Origin of the sequence: Polaribacter huanghezhanensis, assembly GCF_030444335.1 — a bacterium.
GTDB classification, from domain to species: domain Bacteria; phylum Bacteroidota; class Bacteroidia; order Flavobacteriales; family Flavobacteriaceae; genus Polaribacter; species Polaribacter huanghezhanensis.
This window is the reverse complement of record NZ_CP128595.1, coordinates 2,109,061-2,126,162: the sequence shown is the minus strand read 5'-3', so window position 1 is coordinate 2,126,162 and position 17,102 is coordinate 2,109,061. Positions and strand designations below refer to the sequence as shown.

The window sequence follows — 17,102 nt, the reverse complement described above, 5'->3', positions numbered from 1 at the left end:
TAAAGTAAATAAAATAGACTTTAAAGATATTAAACTCTATGTAATTTTCTTATGAATCTTAACATTCTTACTAGAATTTATAAAATAAACACCCAATAATAAGATTACTGCTGCAATAATTGATTGAATAGTGATGTTTTCATCTAAGACATACCAGCCTAAAAGTAAAGCGATTAGAGGGTTTACGTACGAAGAAGTTGCTACTTTTTCTGGAGATACTTTTTTTAATAAAAAATTAAATGACGTAAAAGCTACTATGCTTCCAAAGATTACGAGTAATATCATTGAATTCATTGTGGCATTATTCCAGAATAAAGGAGATTTCCATTCTTCTCCTAGCAACAAACTAAACCCTGATAATAAAATTCCGGCAGTAAACATTTGATACCCAGAATTTACAAAATAGTTTGTATGCAAATCGGCTTTAGAAACAAAAATACTTGCCGAAGCCCAACTAAAAATACAAGTAGCAATCATAAAAACACCCAACAGACTATGTTCTCCGCTTGTAATATCTTGTTGACTTACCAATAAATAGATTCCAATAATTCCAAAGAAAACGCCTAATACAGACATTTTATGAATTTTTTTTCCATATAAAATCCGCATTAAAATAATGACAACCAATGGTAATGATGATGCTTCTAATGCAGCAAAACTACTATCAACATATTTTAAAGCCCACACAAAAACACCGTTTCCGTACACTAAAAATAAAAACCCAGCAAGTGTATTATTAAACAATTGCTTTTTTGTGATTTTTAAAGGAAGTTTTAAAATTTTAGCAATGAGTAAGATTAAGAATCCAGCAAAAGTGAATCTTGTAGAAGATAAAAATAAAGGAGGAATTTCTTGAACTGCAATTTTATTTAGCAAATACGTAGATCCCCAAATAACATAAATCGCAAAAAACGCTAAAAGTATTAAGATTGTTTCTTTAGTTAATTTCATAAAGCAATGTTGCTTATTCAGCAGGTCTTCCGTGAATTTCTTCAAACATTTCATCAAAATTAGCTCTTAAAAACAATCTCAGTTTTATTCTGTAATCATTTTTAAGCCAATCCATAAAATTATTGGTGCTTTTGCTAATGCATTTGGTATAACGTTGCAATCTAAAATCGATATCATCGCCTAATTTCTTTGCTAAATCTAAGGCATCATACACATCTTCGCTATTTTCTATGCATATTTTTGCATGATGTACTAACGATTTTTCTAACACAACTTTTGTAGATTCTCTGTTTTTTAAAGAATCTAAATAGGTTTGTTTTACATCAAATGTGATGTCTTTAGAGTTTGCAAATTCAGCTCTTAAAGCTTCTGGCATATCATAAGCAAACGTCTCTTCTAATTCTTCATCATTCAATAATTTCTCTAGATAGAAATTAGGAGATCTAAAAATTTGCTGCCAATCTAAATCTGCTCCCCAAGGGCCAAACCTGTGAAAGTTGTTTCCTAAATCAATGATATTAAAATGCGATTTATTTTTCAAAATTCTAGATCCTCTACCAATCATTTGATAGTATAAGGTCAACGATTTTGTTGCTCTGTTTAAAATGATAGATTCTACCGTTGGCTCATCAAAACCAGTGGTTAAAATACTTACAGAAGTTAAAATGGCGTTAGGCGTTTTCTTAAACCATCTTAAAATAAAGGCTCTTTCTTTTTTTGTTGCTGTATTGTCTAAATGCGCAATCGGATAACCAGCTGCTTTAAATGTTTCGTAAACGTGAATTGAAGTGTTAATTCCGTTATTAAATATCAATGTTTTTTTACCTTTAGATCGTTCTTCATACGATTGCAATAACTTGCCTAACATCATTGTGTTAGAATACAAATCTTCTGATGATTTCACCGTATAATCGCCATTAGAACCAACAACTAAAGAAGTTAATCCAACATTATAAGAATAGGTTTTTGCTTGAGCTAAAAACTCGTTTTCTATTAAAGATTCTATGGTTTCGCCAACAATTAACTCATTGTAATTGTCTTTCATTGGCAATTTAATATTCGAACTTAAAGGCGTTGCTGTAACTCCAAGAAGAAACGATTTATCAAAAAACTTAAACAATTTGGTAAACGAATTGTAATGCGCTTCATCAATAATAACCAAACCGATATCAGAAATATCAAGTTTGTCATCATTTAAACGATTGTTTAGCGTTTCTACCATGGCAACAAAACAAGAATAATTAGATTGATCATCTAATTTTGCGGTGCTATCAATTACTTTATTATCTACACCAAACTCTGTTAACATAGAAGATGTTTGCTTACACAACTCAATTCTATGCGTCATTACCAACACTTTCTTTTGATGATGTTTTAAATATTGTCTCACCATTTCAGAAAAAATCACCGTCTTCCCTCCTCCAGTTGGCAATTGATATAATAAGTGATAATCGTCTGGAGCATTTTCAAAAAGTTTGAAAATTTTATTAATGGCGCCTTTTTGATAACTATATAAATCTTTACCAGTTTTACGTTCTTCTATTTCTGTAGTTTCAATAATTTCTGACATTTCTGACATTTGTATTGTTTAGTGAAAGTTGCAAAAGTACGTTGTTTTTAAGGTTTTTAACGAATAAATTCACAAAAAAAAATCTGTTAATTTTTATTAAATATTTTATAATTTTCTAATTACCAAGATATTAACTATCTTGTAACACTAATAATTATTAAAATTTAACGTATGTCAGATTCAACGAACAAACCAACTACAGCATTTTGGATTATTGCAGTAGTTGCATTCATTTGGAATTTAATGGGTGTTTTTGCTTATTTAACGAGAGCATTTATTACCGAAGAAATGATTGCTGCTTTACCACCAGAACAGCAAGCAGAATTTTTAACTGAACAACCTGCCTGGGTTACTGCTGCATTTGCTTTGGCCGTTTTTGGTGGAGCTTTAGGGGCACTATTTCTTTTATTAAAGAAAAAATTTGCCGCAAAATTATTTTTAATTTCAGCACTTGCTGCAATTGTTCAGCAGATTTATTTATTTAGAAATGTTGAAATGCCAAGTTTAGCAATGCCAATTCTAATTATTGTTGTGTGTTTATTTTTAGTTTGGTATGCTAAAGATGCTACTAAAAAAGGAATTCTATCCTAAAAAATTACAACACATTTTTATAAAAAGCGCTTAAGAAATTAAGCGTTTTTTTATTCAAATAACAAGGTTAAAAACTCTGCGACACAAGCGGGTTTTTCTTGATTTTCAATTTCTACAAAACAAGAAAAAGTGACTTTAATTCCATTTTTATGATCCTCGATGTTTTTTACCGTACTTTTTAAACGCAGCTTACTGTTTACAGGAACAGCGTTTGCAAACCGAACGGAATTCAATCCATAATTCAACCCCAACTTAATGCTATCAATGTGTATTAAATCTTCTAAGAATTTTGATAATAAAGCCACGGACATAAATCCGTGCGCAATGGTACTTTTAAAAGGCGATTCTCTTTTAGCTCGCTCCACATCAACATGAACCCATTGTTTGTCTAAAGTAGCATTTGCAAAATCGTTGATCATTTCTTGAGAAACTGTAATCCAGTCAGAGGTTGGTAATTCTCTACCAATCATCTTTTTAAATTCTGATACGTTTTTAAAAATGAAATTTTTCATGTCTTTTATGAGGTTTTACCAAACAAATCGTCTTTTATTTTTGGCAATTGTAAGTTGAATTTTACCGCTAATAAACGAATGAGAATCACCGTTAAGATGGTTGCAAAAAACTGAATGCTTTCTGGTGCGTTAAAATGATTTGTCAACAAAAAAACTGTTCCACCTACCAAACAAGCAGATGCATATATTTCTTTTTTAAAGATCAACGGAACTTCGTTTGTTAAGACATCTCTAATAACTCCACCAATTACAGCAGAAACCATTCCCATAACAACCGCAATAAAAGGATGTAAATCAAAAGACAATCCTTTTTGAACGCCCAACATTGTAAAAACACCAATTCCGATGGTATCAAACAAAAACATCGTTTTGCTTAAATGGGCAATTTTACTTTTAAATAAAAAGGTAAAAACGACTGCCGCCATAATTGTCCAGATATAATTTAAATCGCCAATCCAGTTAATTGGATGCGCATTGATTAATACATCACGTGTCATTCCGCCACCAACAGCAGTTACAAATGCAATGATAATCACGCCAAATAAATCGAATTTTTTATCAGAAGCAACCAGAGCTCCAGAAATTGCAAAGGCAAATGTACCGATGATATCTAAAACGTAAATTAAATCCATTTTAAAATGAAATCTCTGTGAATTTGATCCCTAAATCTTTCTGAATTCTATGAATTTCTTCCAATTCGTAGGGTAAAATAAAAGCTAAAGAAAATCCGGTTTTACCAGCTCTAGCAGTTCTTCCACTTCTATGTGTATAATATTCTAATTGTTCTGGTAATTGATGATGAATCACAAATGCTAGGTTATTTACATCAATTCCACGTGCTGAAACATCCGTAGAAATTAAACACTGACAATCTCCTTTTTTAAAGATACGCATTGCTCTATCACGCTCTTTTTGTTGCATGTTTCCTTCTAGTGCTTCCACCGCAAAACCTTCTTCTTTTAACTGAGCAGTTAAATTTTGTGTTCCTGCTTTTGTTCTACAAAAAATAATTCCTCTATCGTTGGGTCTTTTCTCTAAAAAAGCAACAATCAATTCCGTTTTTTCTTTGATGGTTGTTTTGATGTACTGATGCGTAATGTTTTCATTGACCAAACTATTTGGATTAACAGAAACACGCACCGCATCTGGACTCATGTATTTTTTGATGATTTTTTGAATTTCATCTGGCATCGTTGCAGAAAACAACCACACATTTCCTGTTCCGCTAGTATATTTTAAAATTCTATTTAAATCTTGTTTAAAACCCATGCTTAGCATTTCATCGGCTTCATCTAAAACAACATTTTTTACATTTTTAAGGTTTACATCTCCACGCTCAATCAAATCGATCAATCTTCCTGGAGTTGCAACAATAACGTGTGTTGTTCTTTTTAGGTTGTTTATTTGTCTGTCAATTTTTTCGCCACCATACACCGCTTCAATAAAAATCTTATCGTCGCAATATTTTGTGTATTTAAAAAGATGCTTTTTTATTTGTTGCACCAATTCTCTTGTTGGTGATAAAATCAACGCTTGTACAGCATCATTTTTCGGATCAATTTTATGTAAAATTGGCAATCCAAAAGCAGCCGTTTTTCCTGTTCCGGTTTGTGCCAACCCAACAAAATCCACCTCAGAATTTAATAAAATTGGAATGGTTTTTTCTTGAATATCTGTAGGAACTGTAATCTTCAATTCCTTTAACGATTCGATAAAATCTTTACGAACTCCTAAATCTTTAAATGTGGACATAACCTGCTGTTTTGAAAGTGCAAATGTACGGATATTTCTATGTTTGTAATACTTTTAAAACACTTTCTGTAATTCTCGCTGGCTTTAGTGTTTCTGCATGTAACATGCACCAAACGGTTTGTGCTTTTACCAATAATTTGTTGCCTTTTAAAATTTCTACATGACGCACAGAAGTAACTCCTTTGGTTTCGCCAACCCAGGTTTTAAAAGTGATGTGATCACCCAACAACGCCTGTCCTTTATAATCGATTTCGTGTCTGGTTACCACCCAAACAAATTTCAAATCTGGACTGTTTTTGGTTAAATCGTTCCAATGTTTGGTAGAAATGTCTTGAATCCATTGTACATACACCACATTATTTACGTGATTTAGGGTATCAATTTCATCTTCGGTAACAATATGATGATAGGTAAATATATTTGATGACTGCGACATTGTTTTTAGTTTATACACAAAGGTACAAGAACCCTTTTGAAAAAGAAATCATCGAATTAAAAAATAAACAAGCTTCGTTGGTTTTATTAAGCCTACCTTATAAAAAAAACAATGTCGATAGAACGAAAAGTGCAGTTGGTAGAAAAACTTTTTCATCAATTAGAACAAGAAACTACTTCGTTTAAAGAAGTGTCAGGATTGGGTTGTGTGGCGGGTTGCGGAAGATGTTGTACCTATCCAACCGTAGAAGCTTCGCCTTTAGAATTTTTACCTTGGGCTTTTCATTTGTTTTTAAATGACGAAGCAGAAAACACCTTGCAATTACTCAATAAAAATACTTCATCAACTTGTATGATTTATACGCCTTTAACCGGAATCGGAAAAGGAAGTTGTAGCAATTACAAATACAGAGGATTAATTTGTCGTCTTTTTGGTTTTGCTGCCAACACAGATAAATACGGAAAATTACGTTTGGCAACCTGTAAAATCATCAAAGAAGGTCAGGCTGAAAACTATACTTCTACTGCCGAAGCCATTACAAAAGGATTGCATGTGCCCGTATTTACAGAATATTATATGCAATTAAATCAAATCGATTTTTTCTTAGGCAACAACATGTTGCCCATCAACAAAGCACTTAAAATGGCGATAGAAGAAGTGTTGCAATATTATGCGTATAGACCATCGCCTGATGTTGAAAAAAATTGTGGTTAAATCTTTTTTTAAATTCGTATCAATGTTCATCTAAAGATTTTAGATATTTGTGTCTTTTATGAAAAATGTATCCAATAGTTTAGGAACCGAAAGCATTAGCAAACTACTTATTAAGCAAGCTACACCAGCATCTATAGGTATTTTAGTAATGTCTTTAAATATTTTAATTGACACCATTTTTGTTGGAAACTGGATTGGACCTATTGCCATTGCGGCGATTAATGTAGTATTGCCCATTTCGTTTTTTATTTCTGCCTTAGGAATGAGCATTGGAATTGGTGGTTCTTCCATAATTTCTAGAGCTTTAGGTGCTAACAATAAAGAAAAAGCACTTTTTGCTTTTGGCAATCAAATTACATTGACTTTATTGGTAACACTTACCATGACTGTTTTAGGATTGTTTTACGCCAACAGTTTAATTCCGACTTTCGGCGGAAAAGGAGACATCTTTGAACCTGCAAAAATCTATTATACCATTGTTTTATACGGAGTGCCGTTTTTAGCACTTTGTATGATGGGAAACACCGTAATTAGAGCCGAAGGAAAACCGAAGTTTGCCATGTACGCGATGTTAATTCCTTCTGTGGGAAACTTAATTTTAGATTATGTTTTTATCAATGTGTTAGATTACGGAATGCAAGGTGCTGCTTGGGCAACAACAGCTTCTTATATGTTGTGCTTTTTTTTTATCGCTTGGTTTTTTATCACAAAAAGATCTGAATTAAACATTGGCTTGCATCATTTAAAACTCTCAAAAAGTATTGTTTCAGAAATTAGCTCTTTGGGTTTTGTAACCTTGGCAAGACAAGCAGCGGTTAGTGTTACGTATTTATTGATGAACAATATTTTATTCGATTTGGGCGGCGTTAATTCGGTAACTTCTTACGGAATTGTAGGAAGAATGCTGATGTTTGCCTTGTTTCCTGTATTCGGAATTACGCAAGGATTTTTACCCATTGCTGGATATAATTACGGCGCAAAAAACTATCACAGAGTCAAAGAAACCATTTATACAGCCATTAAATATGCCGCTTTATTGGCAACGCTGATTTTTATTGTCTTGATGATTTTTCCAGATAATATCACACAATTATTTACTTCTGATGCCGATATTTTACAGCAAACGCCACAAGATATGCGCTGGGTTTTTGCTGCAACGCCTATTATTGCGATTCAATTAATTGGAGCTGCTTATTTTCAAGCAATCGGAAAAGCAACGCCCGCTTTGTTATTGACTTTAACTCGACAAGGGTTTTTCTTTATTCCGTTGATATTAATCTTGCCAACCTATTATGGCGAATTGGGCGTGTGGATTTCTTTCCCGATTGCCGATACATTAGCAACCATTGTAACAGGCTATTTCTTAAAGCGAGAAATTGATAAAACCACCAAGCAATTAAAAACTAGCAATAACACAGAAAAAACGAATAGGAATTAAATACATTGATAAAACATGAAGAATAAAAAAAAATTAGGACAAGGAATGGCAATCGGAATTGCAGTTGGAGTTGCCATTGGTGTTGCTACAAATAATTTAGGCCTTTGGATTGCTCTAGGTGTAGCAATTGGAGCAGGAATTGGAAATAGAATGCAACAACAAGAAAATAACAAAAAAGAAGAGTAACAAAAAGTAGCAGCACATGAAACTTTTAAAAAACAAAAAACGCCTCCTTATTGCTGTACTCCTACTTCTTCTACTTCTTATCTATTTAGAACTGGCAGTTGGTATTTTTGGTTCTCCTTTTGCCGGGAGTTAACACCATTTTTGTACTAGGTAGTTATACGTGTTTTTCATAATACTTATAAACAGTTGTGGTTTTCCGCACTGTTTTGTGGTTCTCTTTTAGTAAATTGGTGGGGTAAATAAACATACATATAGGCAGAAGTTCTTTCATCTGGAAATTAAATATAAATAATATGAAAAAAGTTAATGTTAAAAAGATTTATGGAAAAATTAAAATAGTTGAAAATTTTCCCGACTTTAAAGTAAAAGTAGTTGATAACTTCCCTGATTTAAAGGTTAAAATAGTTGAAAATTTCCCAAATTCGGCTGGGAAATGGAAAATAGTTGAGAATTTTCCTGACTTCAAAATTAAAATTGTAGAAAACTTCCCTGATTTCAAAATAAAGTATGTTGAGAATTTTCCTGGATAAGTAAACTATTTCAAACACTGTTTATAATTAATTTGCGTGAATTCCTTAATCGGAATTCACGCAAATTAATTATCTTTCCGCTACGGCGGAAAGTGGATAGCACTTTTAACTGCAACAAAATCATACACAAACACGTTATCTCTATTAAAAAAAATACAATCATAAATGTTACAAGGTATAAAACTAAATAGTTCATTAGAGGAGGAGTTTAGCGGAAGTAGATACTTCGGAATACTAAGTAATATACGAAAAATAAATACTTTTGTAGGAGTAAATAATTCTGGTAAAAGTCGTTTCTTAAGAACATTGTTTTCGCAATCAAAAGGCACTAAATTTATATATGAAATTGATGAGGAAACTATTTTAAATATTCTAAACCAAACAAAAGAAATAATTAGAATAATTGATAGTTTAAAGGCTTATGGGATTAAATATAAATATTGGAATTCATTAAATTCACTCTCAGAAACAATAGAAAAAAATGAAGTTGATGTGCTTAACAATATATTGGATATTTATTGGTATTTAAGCACCTTAGACGTTCATGAATTTGAATTGACACAAAATCAATATGAAAATCATCTACGAGGAACAATTTCACAAACAAAATCTTATGTGACTAATCTGGGAAATCTCATAAATAAACTAGGAAAAGACAATAATAAAATTGAAAAAATCTATATTCCAATTCTAAGAGGTTTACGTCCAATTGCCCAATCTGAAGATTCTTTTTCAACTGACGATATATATCTCAATCGTACAAAGCATGACTACTTTCAGGCTGAAATTCCTAATGGGTTAATTTTTACTGGGTTGTCAATTTATGAGCGAGTCAAAAGACTTTTATTAGGTGATGAAAGCGAGAGAAACGAAATTAAAGAATTTGAAATTTTTCTTGAATCTAATTTGTTTAAGAAAAAAATTACTTTAATTCCTAAATACGATGATGATGTTCTACATATCAAAATTGGTAATGAGACTCAATTCCCTGTACATAAATTAGGAGATGGTCTCCAAACTTTAATAATAATCTTGTTCCCAATATTTATTAATAGATCTAAAAGTCATTTAGTCTTTATTGAAGAACCAGAAACACATCTTCATCCAAAATGGCAAAGGCTCTTGTACAGAGCTATGTGTAATATTGAAAATCATACTTATTTTATTTCAACACATTCTTCAGTTTTCATTAATTCACCAAGTAATTCCATTTTCATTGTTTCTAAAAAGAATAAAAAAATAAATCTACATTATTCAGATGTTAAAACTGAGAAAGTACAGATTCTTAAGGAACTGGGTTATAAGCCAAATGACTTATATCAGACTAACTTTTTATTGTGGGTTGAAGGGCAAAGTGACAAAATTTATCTAAACTATTTAATTCAAAAGGTTGATAATACTTTAATTGAAGGAGAAGACTATAGCATAATGTTTTATGGTGGTAGTTCTTACAAACATTTTTTAATGAATAAGGGAGATTTAAATCTTGATTTCATTGAATCTCTAAATCAGAATTATGCATTGATAATGGATAGTGATCGGAGTAAATCTGGAGAAAGGTACAATCCAAAGAAGAAAGAAATAGTCAACCTATTTAAGAAGAATAAATCTTATTGTTGGTTAACTAAATTAAGAGAAATTGAAAACTATATTCCTATTGAAGTTTTCAAAGAATCTGTAAAAACAATCCATAAGGTGAAAAATATTCAATTGGATAGCTCACAATTTGGTGATAGGTGCAAATACATCGACTTGAATTCTAAACCAACTTACAAGCCGTCAATTAAGTTGAGTAATGAGTTATTTAGTAAAATTCAAAAAAATAAAAATGGAAGTCTAAAAGGAATTATGGCACCTGAACTTAGAAAGGAAATAGAAAAATCACTTAACAATACAAAACAAACCATAAATACTATAGATAAGATTAAAGTTGCAGAAAAAATAGTAAATACTGGATTTGAAATGGAAAATGATGAACTTAATAAAAAAATAATAGCACTAGTTAAAGATATAAAAAAGGCAAATGATTAAAAACTAGAGATAACAAAGAACTGAGCTAAAAAGCAACTCTTTTCTTCATTAATTTTACACATTACAAACAAAACAATCCCAATCATGAACAACATAAAAACCAGTATTGCACTTTTCCTTTTTCTTGGAATTACTATCAACAATTACGCACAAGTAACTACTGCAGAAAGCATCTTGTCAGAAATTAGAAATGAAGGTTTTAACAATTCTAAAGTGATGCAAAGCCTAAGTGAGTTTACAGATGTTTACGGGCAACGCCTTACAGGATCAAGAAATTACTACAAAGCAGCCAAATGGATTTCTAACGAAATGAAAGAAATTGGCTTGCAAAATGTACGTTTCGAAAATTATTGTTTAGAATGTCGTGGTTGGGACGTCAACACCTTTAATGTAGAAATGGTAGCGCCAAACTATATGAAAATTTCTGCCTATCCGTTAACCATGTCTAAAAGTACCAACGGCAACGTTTCTGGCGAAATCATCAGCATTGAAAGTTTTGCTGATATGAACAAAGTACGCAGCCAATTTTCTGGAAAACTAAAAGGAAAAATAGTGCTGTTAGGAAAAGAGCCGAAAAGAAAATCGCTTACAGATAAGATAGAAGAAAGATATTCTGAGAAGCAACTAAAGCAAATGGACAAAAAAGTAGCTGCTAAAGTAAAAGTGACTCCGTTACCAGAATTGTTTGAAGGTTGGAAAACCACAGACAAAAGCGACGAAGCTTTCTTAAAATTTTTAGATGCAGAAGGCGCTTTGGCGCTGTTAACAACACGTTCTATGTATTTAGGTGTTTTGCATCCTGGCGGAACGTATTATTTTAGAAATAGCGATATTAAAACGTTGCCTAATTTTACAATTATGCCAGAACATTTTGGTAGATTGTACAGAATGCTCAAATTAAATACTACACCAACCATTCGTCTGAATTTAGAAACTGAATTTTACGAAGAACCACAAAACAATGTAAATATTATTGGAGAAATTCCAGGAAACGATTCGAAATTAAAACATGAAAGCATCCTTTTAGGTGCACATTTTGATTCTTGGCATGCTGCAACTGGCGCAACCGATAACGGAGTTAATTGTGTTGTGTTGGTAGAAGCGATGCGCATTTTGAAGAAGATTGGATATCAACCAAAAAGAACTATTAAAATCGGACTTTGGGGTGGCGAAGAACAAGCTTTTTTAGGTTCTGCTGCGTTTGCAAAAAAACACTTTGGCGCTTTAGACGAAAAACCAAATGCCAATTCTAAAAAAGTATCTGCCTATTTGAATTTAGACAATGGCGGTGGAGCCATCAGAGGAATCTTTTTACAGAACAATGAATTTGCGAGACCTGTTTTTGAAAAGGTTTTTGCACCAATTGCCAACATCACTTCTGGAGCAATCACTATAGAAAACACGCTTTCTACAGATCACGAAACCTTTGATTATTATAACATTCCGTCTTTTCAATTTATACAAGATGGATTGGCCTATGACAAAGTAACGCACCACACCAACCTTGACTTTTTAGAATATGTACACGAAGATGATATTATGAAAAATGCGGTAATTTTAGCATGGACTATTTATGCGTTGGATAACATGGCAGAAAAAGTTCCTAGAAAGGAAAAATAATAATATACCTAAATGTCAGTTCGAGTTATTTTCTGTCAATTCGAGCCTTGCCTGCGGCAGGCAGGCGGAGTCGAGAATAAAGAAAGTTGTATCGAGAACAGGTTTTTAAAACGAAAATTTTGTTCTCGATACATCACGCCCAAAAGCATGACACTCGAACTGACAATTTTCTACAGATTTAACAACTTAGATTAAATCAACGATTCTCCGTTTAAATTGGTGGTAAAAAAATTTCTTTATAGCAAGTAATTCCTACTTGTTGCTTTACTCCTATTTTACATATAAAATCTCTATTCCTCAGAATTAACAAGCTTTTTTTACAAGAGATTTACACCTATTTTTCATCTATTAAAGTAACTGTTGCGGAAAACTACAATTAGAATTTCGGTTTTCCGAAACGCTATGTGATTCTATTTTAGGTAATTAGCTAAAATTAGAATGTAGTTATAAGAATTGTAGTCAATTTGTGAAGTGATAATCAATTGAACTCTACAAGTAATCAAGTGACACTTCTCTAGTGTGTATTGGAATACTACATTTGAATAAAAAAGGGGAAATAACTAAGTGAAAAGGGTTAAATACCTTGAAAATATAAAATAATAAAAACTGAACTTTACCAAACATTAAAAACATAAAATTATGCCTGAACTAATTAGCTTTACTGCACTTCGCTCTCCTGATGAACTTTCTCCTAAAGAAATTGACAAAACAGGAATTAAAACTCATTCCGAAAACTTGCTATCTGAAAGATATAGGGGCTGGCTTACTTTATGTGAACGTAAAGAATACGAAGCACTAAATAAAGAAATGGAAAACTTTTTGAATAGCGAAACAGCTATAAAGAAGTTTAGCCAAATGCCAAAAGACATTACTCCAATAATCAAGTATGCAGAATATAACGGTTTTACTGGTTTTGATATAAAAGAGTTTACCAAACAAATTGACTTAAGAAAAATGCCAAACGAGTTTGGTAAAGAAATAAAAGAAGATGGATGTTACAATGAGAAATCTCCATTTTTCAATCTAATTACAAACCTTAATGACCAGCTTTTAGCGAGTACGCAAGTAGATGTTAAAGTAAGAAGAGATTTTAACTTACCAAGAGCGATTCAAACTCTTAATCTTTTGGAAACAACTTATTTGGTAGGTAAAGATAAAATCCGTTTAAATATTGATAAGCATTTCGATAAACCGCTTATTATAGACTCTTGCATTTTCGAAATAGACCCTTGCTCTAGGCAAACAAAGAAGCCATTACCAATTCTAATAGAAAACCCAAATCAAGAGAAGGAAGAAAAAGAATGCAGATGTAAAGAGAAAGAAGAAAATGAGGATTGTGAATGTAAATGCAATGATGAATGTGTAGAACAAAATCCTTGCTGTGTAAAAATTAAACCCTACATAGCAGAATTATTTGTGGTAAGAGATGAGGTTTGTAAATATGAGCTAGGTGATATTTCTTACATAAAGAATATTGTTAAAGGCGAAACTCAAGAAAGAGTTCACCGAAATCTAGAAAAAGAAATCAATTATACAGAAACTATAGATGAAACAAAAAAGTTTGAAGAAAAATTTTTAGAAGTAACTGACAAATCAAGTATTAGTAAAACGATTGAAGATATTATAAAGGACGAAACAAAAGTCCATGCTGGTGCAAATTACGCAAGTGGTAAAAAAGATGGTCCTGGGTATTTTGTTGAAGGTAGTTTTGATTTTAAGCGAAATCGAGACCGAACAAATAAAATTGTTCAAGATAAGTCAAAAGATATAATAGAAAGAATGACTTCTCGTCTTGAGCAAAACGTAAAAACAACCACACAACTGACCCTCCATAAGGAAACGGAAATAACAAATACTTCAACTTTAATAGGTACAACTGAAGATGTTTCTAGACAGTTCTACTTTGTAAATCAAACAAGAAAAGCACAGGTATATAGCCATGGAATGCGAAGTATGCTTGACTTCTATATACCTGAACCTTCCGAACTTTTAAAAAGACTGGTAGAAAAACAATTCAAACATAAGCAACCTAAAAAACCTTGTATAAATATTGATGAAATAGGAACAACTAAAGATGATTGGTTAGATTATGTACAATGTTATGGCTTTTCGGAATTGGAACAACCGAAAGAGCAACCAAAAGGATATTGGCATAATATACCTACATATAAAAAAGACCCCAATGATAAACATTGGAGTGAAACAGATAATATTCAAATCCCTGAGGGATATACAGCCACCAAAATTGAAATGGACACTCCAAAACTCACTCCAAGGTTTGGTGCGACTCACCATAGGTTGAGAATAACATTTGCTGGTGGCATGATACAAAAGTCGGAAGGAATAAAAAACCAAGATGATTATTTTGACCCTTCTGATACTTGTAGTGCTAGAGGTTCGGCTACATTGACTTTGATTGGTTTAGCCTTAAATAAATTTGAAGTTAGTGTTAGAGTATGGTTTGAACCAGACTCAATAGATAATTTTTCATGGCAATTAGAAGTTCATAAACTACTTATGGATAAGTACCAAACAGAACTTGATGAATATAACAGAGCATTAGCAGAGTTTAAGAAGCAGAAAGAAAATTACTTTAATAAAAACCCTTTCATTCTTTCTGAAATGATGAAAATGCAACTGAAACAGGCTGCAATTTCATATATTACTTGCCAGTTCTTTGATGATAACGATGCCTTGAAAGGAAAGGTAAAAGATTGTGGGTTTCCTCAAATGGATTTGCCTGAAACTAAAAAAGAAGGAGAATTTGTTCGTTTCTTTGAACAAGCATTTGAGTGGCAATTTATGAACTACATGCTTTATCCATATTTTTGGGGAAGAAAATGTTCTTGGGAAGATAAATTAAAAGAAGAAGCTGACAACTATTTATTTACTAGATTTTTACAGGCAGGTTTCGCACGTATTACAATTTCAGTTCGTCCAGGATTTGAGGAGATGGTTAACTGCTATTTACAAACCAAACAGCTTTGGTGTGGTGAAGAAGCTCCAATTTTAGGTATAGGATTCCTACCAATTCACCAAGAAATTAAAGAAAGTAAAAACAATTACAATGCCGACAGAAAAGGGCATATTAAATGGGACACTTCTTTAAGGAAAGATGAAATTAAATTGTTTGATAACTTAGATTATTACTCTGAAGATTTTGACCCGATTACAGGCAATTCTTTAGGCACATACTCTTTCGACCCAGATAAGGCGAAAATTGACCTAAATAGAGAAATTAATATTAATTGCGTTACCTATCGTATTGTTTCAATTGATGAAGTAGATGCAACTAACGATGTCGTAAAATTCACTTTGGATAGAGACTTAGAAATAGACTGTTGCTGTGGTGGAAATGGAAAAGAGTTCGATGAAATATATGACGAAAGAGAATTGCCATGGTCAACAGGAGCAATATTTATAGGAGCACCTTGGAAATATACTGTACCTACTTCTTTGACTTGGCTGCGAGAAGAAGGAGGCTGCTTGCCATGTTATCCAATTAAATGTGAAGAATAAAAATTTAGAATTATGAGTTTTTTAATAGAAGCATTTCCAAAAGTTAATTTTAGCGATAAAATTGTTAATCCTAAAGGTGAAATTGATTCACCTTGTACTTTAATACCAAATAATCTACTTATGGTGTTAAAAAAAACACCAATAGGTTTAAAAACAATTGATAAATTTAATAAATGCTGTAAGGATAATTACAAAAGGAAGAACAAACCAATGCTTGAAATTAGTTTAAGTAATGAACAACTATACGATTTGAATGAAAGCCAAAAGAAAACAACAGATCATGGCAGAACATATTACAAGGGAGGTTGGAACAACATTACTCAAGGTGTTAAAATTGATATAACAATGTTTGACACAAAAGACAGAATGGCTAATTGGAAAGAGGAAGAAAAACTATCTATAATTTCAATTCATGAGTCAAAACATTTAAAATTCCAAAAACGAAATAAAACAAAGTATAATGTTATAACAGATGAATGTTCTGGTTTTTGGTCAAAATGTCATTTAGCTGCGTTTGAACTTGAATTTAAAGCAAGACTTGAGTTTAGTTTGTTAAATATGGACGAGTCTACGCAAAAAGAAAATTGGATAAAATCTTATTTTAAAATGTTTGAAGTTTTTGAACGATTTTTTTCAAACCCACTAGATAGTGAAAAAAAGCTAGTCAGGGATATAAAGAAAAAAGCAAAAATTCAAGAAGCAAAAAATTTAAACCTATCGATAGAAGATATAAAAACAAAAAAAATAAATTATGACTATAATAGTGAATTTACTCTATTTAAAGATAATATAATAAATACCGGAAATTTTGAAAATGGAAAAAGAGAATGCTTTCAATTGTACAATGAAGTAATAGAAAATTTTAGTCAAAGACTCCAATGGTTGGATGGGAGAATTAATCATGCTACACTTTCTGAAATTAAAAAAATGGTAAAAAATAAAAATGATTATTTAAATGACACTGAATTTAACCTTATCAAATAAAGCACGACCGCACAACAATGTATAAAAATAATAGCGGTTTAATCGCTAAACCAAAGTAAGTGAATATTAAAAAGGTCTGTGTTTAACCAAAAAGTAAGTGCATTTTAATCCGCTCTATTCTTATACTACTAGACCGTTCTTAAATCAACGATTCTCCGTTTAGATTGGTCGTCAACACATCAGAAAACAAATTAAAAACCTATTACACGTGTAAAAATAAAATAAAACACACGTGTTATAAAATTATTTTGTAATTTTGTGTTTGGCA

Annotated in this window: 15 protein-coding genes; 9 read left to right on the top strand and 6 right to left on the bottom strand. The window is 31.8% G+C overall.

Features of this window, described 5'->3' with window-relative positions:
• Positions 1 to 36: 36 nt before the first annotated feature.
• Complete coding sequence (locus KCTC32516_RS10010) at positions 37 to 951, bottom strand: EamA family transporter (RefSeq protein ID WP_301400279.1); 915 nt, start codon at positions 949 to 951, stop codon at positions 37 to 39.
• 13 nt (positions 952 to 964) lie between these two features.
• Positions 965 to 2,521, bottom strand: coding sequence for a DEAD/DEAH box helicase (locus KCTC32516_RS10005; RefSeq protein WP_301402758.1), 1,557 nt, complete (start codon positions 2,519 to 2,521; stop codon positions 965 to 967).
• Between the two features lie 171 nt (positions 2,522 to 2,692).
• Between KCTC32516_RS10005 and KCTC32516_RS10000 the strand changes: the two genes are divergently transcribed.
• Positions 2,693 to 3,112 (top strand): hypothetical protein, encoded by a 420-nt coding sequence (locus KCTC32516_RS10000; protein WP_301400278.1) that lies wholly within the window; start codon positions 2,693 to 2,695, stop codon positions 3,110 to 3,112.
• 50 nt (positions 3,113 to 3,162) lie between these two features.
• Here KCTC32516_RS10000 and KCTC32516_RS09995 read toward each other — a convergent pair whose 3' ends face one another.
• The 4 genes from KCTC32516_RS09995 to KCTC32516_RS09980 are packed head-to-tail and all read right to left on the bottom strand — an operon-like array spanning position 3,163 to position 5,812.
• The gene (locus tag KCTC32516_RS09995) at positions 3,163 to 3,624 is read right to left on the bottom strand and encodes a MaoC family dehydratase (protein ID WP_301400277.1); all 462 of its coding nucleotides are present in this window, start codon (positions 3,622 to 3,624) and stop codon (positions 3,163 to 3,165) included.
• A 5-nt stretch (positions 3,625 to 3,629) separates the two neighbouring features.
• Positions 3,630 to 4,256 (bottom strand): trimeric intracellular cation channel family protein, encoded by a 627-nt coding sequence (locus KCTC32516_RS09990; RefSeq protein WP_301400276.1) that lies wholly within the window; start codon positions 4,254 to 4,256, stop codon positions 3,630 to 3,632.
• Between the two features lies 1 nt (position 4,257).
• Positions 4,258 to 5,376 carry a DEAD/DEAH box helicase gene (locus KCTC32516_RS09985; protein WP_301400275.1) on the bottom strand — a complete coding sequence of 373 codons (1,119 nt, stop codon included), beginning with the start codon at positions 5,374 to 5,376 and terminating at the stop codon, positions 4,258 to 4,260.
• 37 nt (positions 5,377 to 5,413) lie between these two features.
• On the bottom strand, positions 5,414 to 5,812 hold the full coding sequence (locus KCTC32516_RS09980; protein WP_301400274.1) for an acyl-CoA thioesterase: 399 nt from the start codon (positions 5,810 to 5,812) through the stop codon (positions 5,414 to 5,416).
• A 111-nt stretch (positions 5,813 to 5,923) separates the two neighbouring features.
• Between KCTC32516_RS09980 and KCTC32516_RS09975 the strand changes: the two genes are divergently transcribed.
• The 8 genes from KCTC32516_RS09975 (at position 5,924) to KCTC32516_RS09940 (ending at position 16,834) form a co-directional block, all read left to right on the top strand.
• Positions 5,924 to 6,526, top strand: coding sequence for a YkgJ family cysteine cluster protein (locus tag KCTC32516_RS09975; protein WP_301400273.1), 603 nt, complete (start codon positions 5,924 to 5,926; stop codon positions 6,524 to 6,526).
• Between the two features lie 58 nt (positions 6,527 to 6,584).
• Complete coding sequence (locus KCTC32516_RS09970) at positions 6,585 to 7,964, top strand: MATE family efflux transporter (protein WP_301400272.1); 1,380 nt, start codon at positions 6,585 to 6,587, stop codon at positions 7,962 to 7,964.
• Positions 7,965 to 7,979: 15 nt separating this feature from the next.
• A complete protein-coding gene (locus KCTC32516_RS09965) occupies positions 7,980 to 8,150 on the top strand; it encodes a glycine zipper domain-containing protein (protein ID WP_301400270.1) in 171 nt (56 codons plus the stop codon).
• A gap of 293 nt (positions 8,151 to 8,443) precedes the next feature.
• Positions 8,444 to 8,680, top strand: a complete 237-nt coding sequence (locus KCTC32516_RS09960; protein WP_301400269.1) for a 7(1) septoil knot domain-containing protein — start codon at positions 8,444 to 8,446, stop codon at positions 8,678 to 8,680.
• Positions 8,681 to 8,845: 165 nt separating this feature from the next.
• The gene (locus tag KCTC32516_RS09955; protein ID WP_301400268.1) at positions 8,846 to 10,711 is read left to right on the top strand and encodes an AAA family ATPase; all 1,866 of its coding nucleotides are present in this window, start codon (positions 8,846 to 8,848) and stop codon (positions 10,709 to 10,711) included.
• Positions 10,712 to 10,795: 84 nt separating this feature from the next.
• Positions 10,796 to 12,331 carry a M28 family peptidase gene (locus KCTC32516_RS09950; RefSeq protein ID WP_301400267.1) on the top strand — a complete coding sequence of 512 codons (1,536 nt, stop codon included), beginning with the start codon at positions 10,796 to 10,798 and terminating at the stop codon, positions 12,329 to 12,331.
• Between the two features lie 639 nt (positions 12,332 to 12,970).
• Positions 12,971 to 15,850: a hypothetical protein gene (locus KCTC32516_RS09945; protein ID WP_301400266.1), complete on the top strand. Its 2,880-nt coding sequence runs from the start codon at positions 12,971 to 12,973 to the stop codon at positions 15,848 to 15,850.
• A gap of 12 nt (positions 15,851 to 15,862) precedes the next feature.
• On the top strand, positions 15,863 to 16,834 hold the full coding sequence (locus KCTC32516_RS09940; RefSeq protein WP_301400265.1) for a hypothetical protein: 972 nt from the start codon (positions 15,863 to 15,865) through the stop codon (positions 16,832 to 16,834).
• Positions 16,835 to 17,102: the final 268 nt, after the last annotated feature.